General features: G+C 55.8%; 3 protein-coding genes. 2 read left to right on the forward strand and 1 reads right to left on the reverse strand.

Annotation, left to right across the window (positions count from 1 at the left end; genetic code table 11):
* Positions 1–57 precede the first annotated feature (57 nt).
* Positions 58–2,169, forward strand: coding sequence for a PP2C family protein-serine/threonine phosphatase (locus DHV10_RS25765; RefSeq protein WP_162601904.1), 2,112 nt, complete (start codon positions 58–60; stop codon positions 2,167–2,169).
* 540 nt (positions 2,170–2,709) lie between these two features.
* Positions 2,710–6,858: a TonB-dependent receptor gene (locus DHV10_RS25770; RefSeq protein WP_109489292.1), complete on the forward strand. Its 4,149-nt coding sequence runs from the start codon at positions 2,710–2,712 to the stop codon at positions 6,856–6,858.
* Positions 6,859–7,323: 465 nt separating this feature from the next.
* Here DHV10_RS25770 and DHV10_RS25775 read toward each other — a convergent pair whose 3' ends face one another.
* On the reverse strand, positions 7,324–7,728 hold the full coding sequence (locus tag DHV10_RS25775) for a carboxypeptidase-like regulatory domain-containing protein (protein ID WP_162601905.1): 405 nt from the start codon (positions 7,726–7,728) through the stop codon (positions 7,324–7,326).
* Between the last annotated feature and the right edge of the window lie 157 nt (positions 7,729–7,885).

Below are 7,885 nucleotides of genomic sequence, written 5' to 3' on the forward strand. Positions count from 1 at the left end.
CGGACCATAAAGTGCGTATAGTTCAGGAACTGCTTCTCCCCAAGTAAGAGGTCTGAATTGGCACGACCCGTCGCTTCGGCGCTATGGATGGCAGCATTTTTGGCGTGTGGCACCCTGGTCGCGGCGCAACGAGCCGCGCTGTCCGTGCCCGCCAATGACGCCTCCCAAACAGCGCATGTCACCCTTGGCCAATCCGCTGTGCCCCTTTACGGCCCCTGGAAGTTCACCATTGGAGATTCGCCCATCGATCAAAAGACCGGCCAGCCGCTATGGGCCGAGCCGGACTTCGACGACTCCAAGTGGGAGACGGTGGACCTTAAACCGAAGAGCGGAGCCATTGATCCAATCTCCGGCATCACCGGCTATGTGCCTGGCTGGACGCTTCACGGTCATCCCGGCTATTGGGGTTACGCCTGGTATCGACTTCACGTCTCCGTCCAGGCGCTGCCTGGGCAGAGCCTCGCCCTCGCAGGTCCCGCCGACGTCGATGACGTCTTTCAGGTTTTCGCCGACGGTTCACTGATCGGCCACTTTGGAAATTTCACCGGCAAGTTGCCAACAGGCTATTACTCCCAACCCACGATGTTCTCTCTCCCGGCTTCCTCTTCTTCCGCAACCCCTGAGGCGCCGTCTGCCAGCACTCTCGTCGTCGCATACCGCGACTTCATGCTGCCGTCCACACTCACTGAAGCGGCCGATGTGGGCGGTTTTCATGATGCGCCAATCCTAGGAGACACCGCCGCGGTTACCGCCGGTTACACCATGAGCTGGCTCGAACTGGCCCGCGCCTATGCTTTGGGTACGGCTCTGGTGCCAATCTTCGGAGCCATGGCTTTGCTTGCATTCACGCTGATCCTGTTCGACCGGTCCGACAAGGTCTACCTGTGGATCGGCTGGCTATTTCTGCTACTGGCCGTTTCTCAGGGCCTGAGCTCCGCCAGTTCATGGACCCAGTCCGTGAGTATAACAACAGGTCAGGTTTCGAACGATGGCTTCATGACCGCGCTGATCTACACAGGCTGGGTAATCGTCTGGTGGGTCTGGTTCGGTCGACAGCGTCCCTCGTGGACGCCTTTAGCCGCTGCTGGACTCGGCTTGCTCTTCTTCATATCGTTGGTGATTGGCCAGGAAATCCTTGCGGGGCTGCTTCCGCATAGGATTGCGGCCGCATTCCTTTCAGCTTCAGAGTTGGTGCGGCTCCTTTTTCTTGCGCTCCAGCTTGTGATCGTCTTCCGCGGAATCCGTCGCCAGGGATTGGAAAGCTGGCTCGTTCTTCCGGCTGTCCTCCTTTGGGGTCTCAATTCCTTTTCTTCCGAACTGGCCGTCCTCCATATTCCTATCCGATGGAGTGTCTTCGGGCTGAGCATCCGTCTGGGAACGATCTCCAATCTCCTGCTCGTGGTCGTGGTCGGCGTGCTGCTGCTGCGTCGTCTCCTTACCTCAATCAAGACCCAGCGCCAGATGGCGCTCGACGTAAAGCAGGCGCAGGAGGTGCAGCAGATGATCCTGCCCGAGGCGCGAACCACCCTGCCGGGACTCGTCATTGAAAGCGAATATCTTCCCGCCCGCGAGGTTGGCGGCGATTTCTTCCAGACGATCTTCAACGAACTCGACAAGAGCGTGCTTATCGTAGCCGGCGACGTCACCGGCAAGGGTCTGCAGGCGGGCATGTTGGTTGCGCTCCTGGTGGGAGCGATTCGCACCGCTGCAAGCCACAACACCGATCCGCGCTATGTGCTGGGCGAACTCAACCAGCGGCTTCTCGGCCGCAACAACGCACAGGCTACCTGTCTCGCGCTCCGCATTGACGCAGACGGAATCGTCAACATCGCCAACGCCGGCCACATGGCGCCCTATCTCAACGGGGAACTGGTGCACATTGAAGGTGCTTTGCCGCTAGGCATGCTCACCATCCCGGAGTTCTCCTACATGCGTTTCAAGCTGCGCAATAACGATACACTCGTCCTCATCTCAGACGGCGTGGTCGAAGCGATGGACGAAGATGACCGCCTTTTTGGCTTTGAACGTGTCCATCAACTGTTGCAGACCTCGATCAGCGCAAGCCAGGTGGCGCATTCCGCCCAGGCCTTTGGGCAACAAGACGACATCACCGTCATCTCCGTCAAGTGCACTGCGGTCACTGAAGCTGCGCTGTCGTCAACAAATTAGGGAAGAAGCTGTGCTGAACGGAACGCAACCCACAGCATTCTTGCTGATTCGGAGTGTGCTACCGGCTGCTCTAGCCCAAATCGAAGAAGGCGAAAATCCGTCAAAGGTCCCAATTGGCGACCACACAACCTACAATTCAACCAAACCGCCTTTACGGGGAGACAACCACATACTCGTATGGTGATGTGGTGCATGATCAGCGGAGAGTACAGCACCAGAACGGGTGCGATTGTGGGGATGAACCATTCGGAAGTTCACGGTCGAGATCGGAGCATGTGCTCGTGATGCGGTCTTGATGCAGGAAATGAGCCAAGCCGCAAGAGCCCAAACGCTCAGGCGTTATGTTCAATAAGTCTACTTTTCCACAGGGTTGTGGCGCAGGTTTTCGGCGTTCCTTGTAGTTTCCTTATCTCTGAAACCAATCTCCTCGTGGCAAAATCTCTTTTAAGACTGCCCCGGTCTTTGAACCAACCCAAGACAGAAATTCTCTCCCTGCTAGAACCGAAGAGAACCTAACAGATTGGTAGCCCTGAGGAGCATATGAATCGGTTGTTCTGGAGGAGTGTCTCGTCCTGCAGCCTCGCGCTGCTTACGATCTCGCTGCTGAGCCTGCCCGGTCTGTCGCAGCAAACCCTTGGATCTCTCAACGGAACCGTTACCGATTCATCTGGGGCAGCGGTGCCGGGGGCGAGAATAACCATCACCAACGCGGCAACGAATTATTCGGCCAGCACAGTGTCGCAGGAGACAGGCTTCTACCAGGTGTTCAATCTGCCGATCGGCACTTACACCGTCAAAGTGAGTCACGCTGGCTTCGATACGATGACTTTAAAGAGCGTTCCCGTGCAAGAGGCGAAGGCTACGACGGTAAATGCGAGCCTTCGAGTGGGCCAGGTTTCAGAGACGGTGGAGGTGACAGCCACTCCATTGCTCAATGCCACCGATACGACCAACGGTTACACGCTGGACAGCGCTCAGATCGACATGACACCTCTGGCGACGGGCAGCTTCACGCAGATTGCAGTTTTGTCGCCTGGCGTCAATGCAGAATTGCTATCGAATCTGGATTCGAATGCGGGGCTGGGCAATCAGCCAATCTGGGCCAATGGTCAGCGGGATACCTCGAACACCTTTCAAGTGGACGGGGTTGACTCCACCAATCTGTTCAATGGAAAGAGTTCGAGCGGATCGGTTTCACAACGGTACAACTTCAATATTGGTAGCTATGCCACGGTAGGCGGGGCGTTTTCAGTAGGAACATCGGTCTACGGGTCCAATGGAAACAGCCTTCCGTCACCCCCACCGGAGTTCATGCAGGAGCTGCGCGTAAATGCATCGATGTATGACGCGCAACAGGGCGCGACAAGCGGCGCTCAAATCGACGTTAATACGGCAACTGGAACGAACAATTGGCACGGGCAGATGTACGGCTCTTTTGCGAACAACGCCATCAACTCAGCGCCATATTTCTTCAAGCAGTCCTACGCACTCGCGCAGGGCGGAGTCGGCATCTTTCCGAGATCGATGTTGAACCCGTATCTAAACCGCTGGGCCGTCGGTGGCACGATCGGGGGACCTCTTGCGAAAGACAAGCTGTTCTTATTCGCGGCGTTTCAGCATCGATCTGATTCAGACCGGGCGACCGGCTTCTCCCAGATGACCGTTCCTTCTGGTCTTACGAATGATCGTAGCCTCGCCGGATTGCAAGCAGCTGACCTGAGCTGGGGTGCGGAATCGGCACCGAGCAGCATCGATCCCGTCGCACAGGCTATTCTTCAGGCGAAACTGCCAAATGGGCAGTACCTGATTCCTTCGGCACAAACCAGCGCACCCTATCAGTATGGAATTCCAAATGTAAACCTGATTGGCACATCGGTGCTGACCTCGAACCAGGGCACACTCTCGCTGGATTACGATCTGACAAAGCGGGACCGGCTCTCGACCAAATACTTCTACCAGGACGCGCCCGTAACCAAGCCCTATGGCTACTCGCAAACTGGAGGCTTTCCAGTCACGCAGTTGAACGGCTCCCAAGTAGCAGCGATCGACAACACAATTGCCATCAGTCCCAAGCTGAACTGGGAACAGCGCTTTGGCTTCGTCCGCATGGGTTCATACGCCAAATTCAAGCAGACCGTTGCGGGCGGAACGTTCGGAGTGGGATCAGGGTACGTGCAGGATCCGAACAGCCCTGGGTACTTCGCTCCGGGCCTGCCGGGCATTACGCTGGTGAATTTCGGAAACTCTTCGAGCTATTCGCCAAGTCTCGGGCTTGGTCCAGCCAGTTCGTTCACGAATATGGGCTATTACCAAAACCGCCTGAACCCCTCGACGAATCTGATCTGGGTGGCAGGAAAGCACACAGTGATGGCCGGGGGTGGCTATAGCTACACCCAGCTCAACATCACCAACAACCGCGATGGCAATATTCAGATGACCGTGAACGGCTTTGACGCCTTTCTCAAAGGAGAGGTGCGCAAGGCGAGCGTGGTTCAGAGTATCGATCCTCAAAGTCACCGGAACAATGGCGACCGTTACTACCGGACCAACGAGCTTTCGGGATACGTGCAGGACAAGTGGCAGATCTTGTCGAACCTGAGCCTTACAGCAGGCGTGCGCTATGACTACCACGGTGGAATGACCGAGAAGTACGGCAACATGTTCAATTTCAATCCTGCTCTGTTTGACGTGACCGGCGATACCACAAGAGGCTTCGTCGTGAACAATGCCGGATTTGAGATTGCAGGAAACAACAGGTATCACCCGACTCCGGGTGTAAGCAATTCAACCCTAAAGGGCAGGCAATGGGGCATTTCACCGCGAGTTGGATTCGCGTGGTCGCCGGCCGCGCAGCACGGTAACCTTGTGATCCGCGGAGGCAGTGGAATCTACTTCGACCGCGGCGAATTGTTCACCTACCTGTCTCAGCCTGCGGGCGGCGATATTGGCGGTCCATTTGGTGTGACGGAATCCGCTCCCCTGGTCAGCTACGCCAATGGCGATGGTGGCACGCTTGCTGACCCAATGGGAACGGGTTTACACACTCCTACCTCCAACCCTCCCGGCAGCTTCACAAGGCCCAGTTCCGATCCGGGCACCGTGACTCAGGCTCTTCAGCAGCAATTGGACATCATGACCGGTCCGGCGTCTGACCCACAATACGGCAGAGCCTGCGGAGGTATCGATAGCCAGACATATCCCGGGTATCTAGACTGCACACCGACGCTCAACTTTGGTTCGTACGACCGGAACAACGTTCTTCCCTACACGATCAACTACACCCTGAACGTTGAGTGGCAACCGCGAAATGATCTCGCCATCACGGTCGGCTTTACGGGAAATCGCGGCCGCCACTCAGTTATTCCTCTTCCACTGAATGAGCCGGGCCTTGCATCGCCGCAGCACCCGATCTGGGGCGAAACGGGGAACTACGGCTTCGAAGTCTTGAACCAAAACAGCTTGTACACCGACTCGTACGGATACGAGTACTACAACCCCATACAAGGCGAGCCGTGGAACACATATGACGGCGGGAATACGGATTTCCGCGCGCCATTCATCGGGTTCAACCCCAACGCTGCGGATTTCAAGACGGTTGGAGTATCGGCCTACGACGCTCTCGAAACCCACGTCGAGAAGCGGCTATCGCACCACTTCCAAGTGGGAGGAAGCTATACATGGAGTCACGCCCTCGATGAGCAGAGTGACATTGGCTTGTTCTTTACAGGAGACGATCCTTTGAAGCTCCGCGACTCGTGGGCTTCAGCAGACTACGATCGCACACACGTGTTCAGCGCCAATTTCCAAGTCGAAGTGCCGAACATGGCCAAAGCTCACTCCCTCGCCTCCTACATCACGAACGACTGGCATGTCACCGGACAAGGGATCCTGCAGAGCGGGCAGCCATATTCGCTTTATGAGTTTTACGGTTCAGTTGGAAGTCTACGATTTGGCGACTATCCGAATCTCATGAACCCGGTGCTCGGGATTAAGGATCCGGCACATCCAAAGTCGGCATTCACGCACAACAAAGGCTCGTTTCGAGATCCCAACGGGAGCTACATTCCTACGATTGATCCGACGCAGATTGCCATTCACTACCTGCAACCGGGTGACCAGGGCATTCCCGTATCCACAGGCACAGATCCTCAAGACATCTACGAGACTGCCTTCAACGTTGGTCAGCGCAATATCTTCCGGCAGTCGGCACAGAAGCGCCTGGATATGTCCCTCCGCAAGACTTTCCATGCTGGTGATCGCATATCGCTGCAGTATGAGTTGAATGCGTTCAACATCACAAACACCCCGAGCCTTGATGTCCCCCAAAACCAAGCGCAGATTAGGCAGCCGTATTCCTGCTCTAATACGGCAATTCAGGAATCGATTGACAACTATCTGAATTGCACCCCTGGCGGGTACTACATCAATTACGGACAGCTTGTAACCAGCCCCGATCCTGCTGATCAGGAGAGCACGAGGGCAAACCTCGATCAGTTGCCCTATTCATCCGGGACCGGAAAGGGTACGCGCCTGCCGCTAACAATCCCTGTCGGGCAGGGAATCTGTAATGATGCGCTTGCGATTCCGGGCACGAACACCTGTCCGAACAATGCAGCGAACTTCGGCTCAGCCACTGGAACAATCGGCGGAAACAGGGCGTTCACGATGGGAGTCCACATCATCTTCTGAGTGTGCACTCTTGGCTGTCGTAATTTTCTTGATGATCCTGAACGACCATCTCAACGGCTTATTGAAAGAGTGGATTGAAGTGACTCTCGGTTGAATCGGCTTTCCACTTGTGGTTGGCGTATTCGTGTTTTACGGTTGGAAGTCGGGATTGACGGCGATTGTCTTTGGCTGGGCGTGTGTAGCCTCGTCAGCCGCCTTCTTGCTGCCAGAGCGGCAGCGAAGCTATACCGAGGCGGCGCACACCGCTCATCCTGACGCCGGTTGTCCACTACACAATCGAAGCCAGGGCCGATTCAAGTGAGGAAGGACTGCCGGATATTCAGATAGATGAGACCGGCATCCTCAGACCTTGAGACCGTTTACTCCTGAAAGTACCGGCAACTCGGAACCTGGCAATTTTTTGGTTAGCGTCCGAGTTGGCGACCACTCGAACACCAACTTAAAGAAGGTGCAATTGCGATGTGATCACTGCAACGTGTCGCAATTCATACGTGGAAAACTGCAGTCCAAAGCTTTGAGCTTCAACTCTATCCTCATGGGCTTACCAGCCGGCACGGCGACAGTCTCGACTCTCGCAGCAAAACCCGGAGACGTAACGAGAACATCGTATCCACCCTCAGGAAGCGCGAGTTTGAAATCGCCGTTGATGTCGGTGTGCGCCAGCAATGCGATCTTCTCCTCAGCAGGGATATTTCTGCGCACGAAGACGCTTGCACCTTTTACAGTTGCACCCACTACATCGACAACATGACCGCTTATTTGTCCGGCTTTGGGCTGCTGCGCAAATGAGCGCGCGGCGTTCACTAAACAGCCCAACGCGAGGACGAGATGAGCGCACGACGCGATCCGCCGATTTTTCATGTCTGCCATACTCTCATGCGCACCCATTCGGGGCGAGTCACCGGCTACTCGGACCTATCACGTTTGTTCGCCTATTTGGTCCCGAGGCTCGTTTTTGATTACCGTCGGTCGTTGACCAATTTTGTGGGTATGAGGGTAAGTCTCTTACCGTAGCCGGCAGCCGATC

This window comes from Occallatibacter savannae (genome assembly GCF_003131205.1).
In the GTDB taxonomy this organism is placed as follows: Bacteria; Acidobacteriota; Terriglobia; order Terriglobales; family Acidobacteriaceae; genus Telmatobacter; species Telmatobacter savannae.

Coding starts and splice junctions, on each gene's coding strand:
- DHV10_RS25775 (WP_162601905.1), bottom strand. CDS start 7,728: ATGGCAGACATGAAAAATCGGCGGATCGCGTCGTGCGCTCATCTCGTC.
- DHV10_RS25770 (WP_109489292.1), top strand. CDS start 2,710: ATGAATCGGTTGTTCTGGAGGAGTGTCTCGTCCTGCAGCCTCGCGCTG.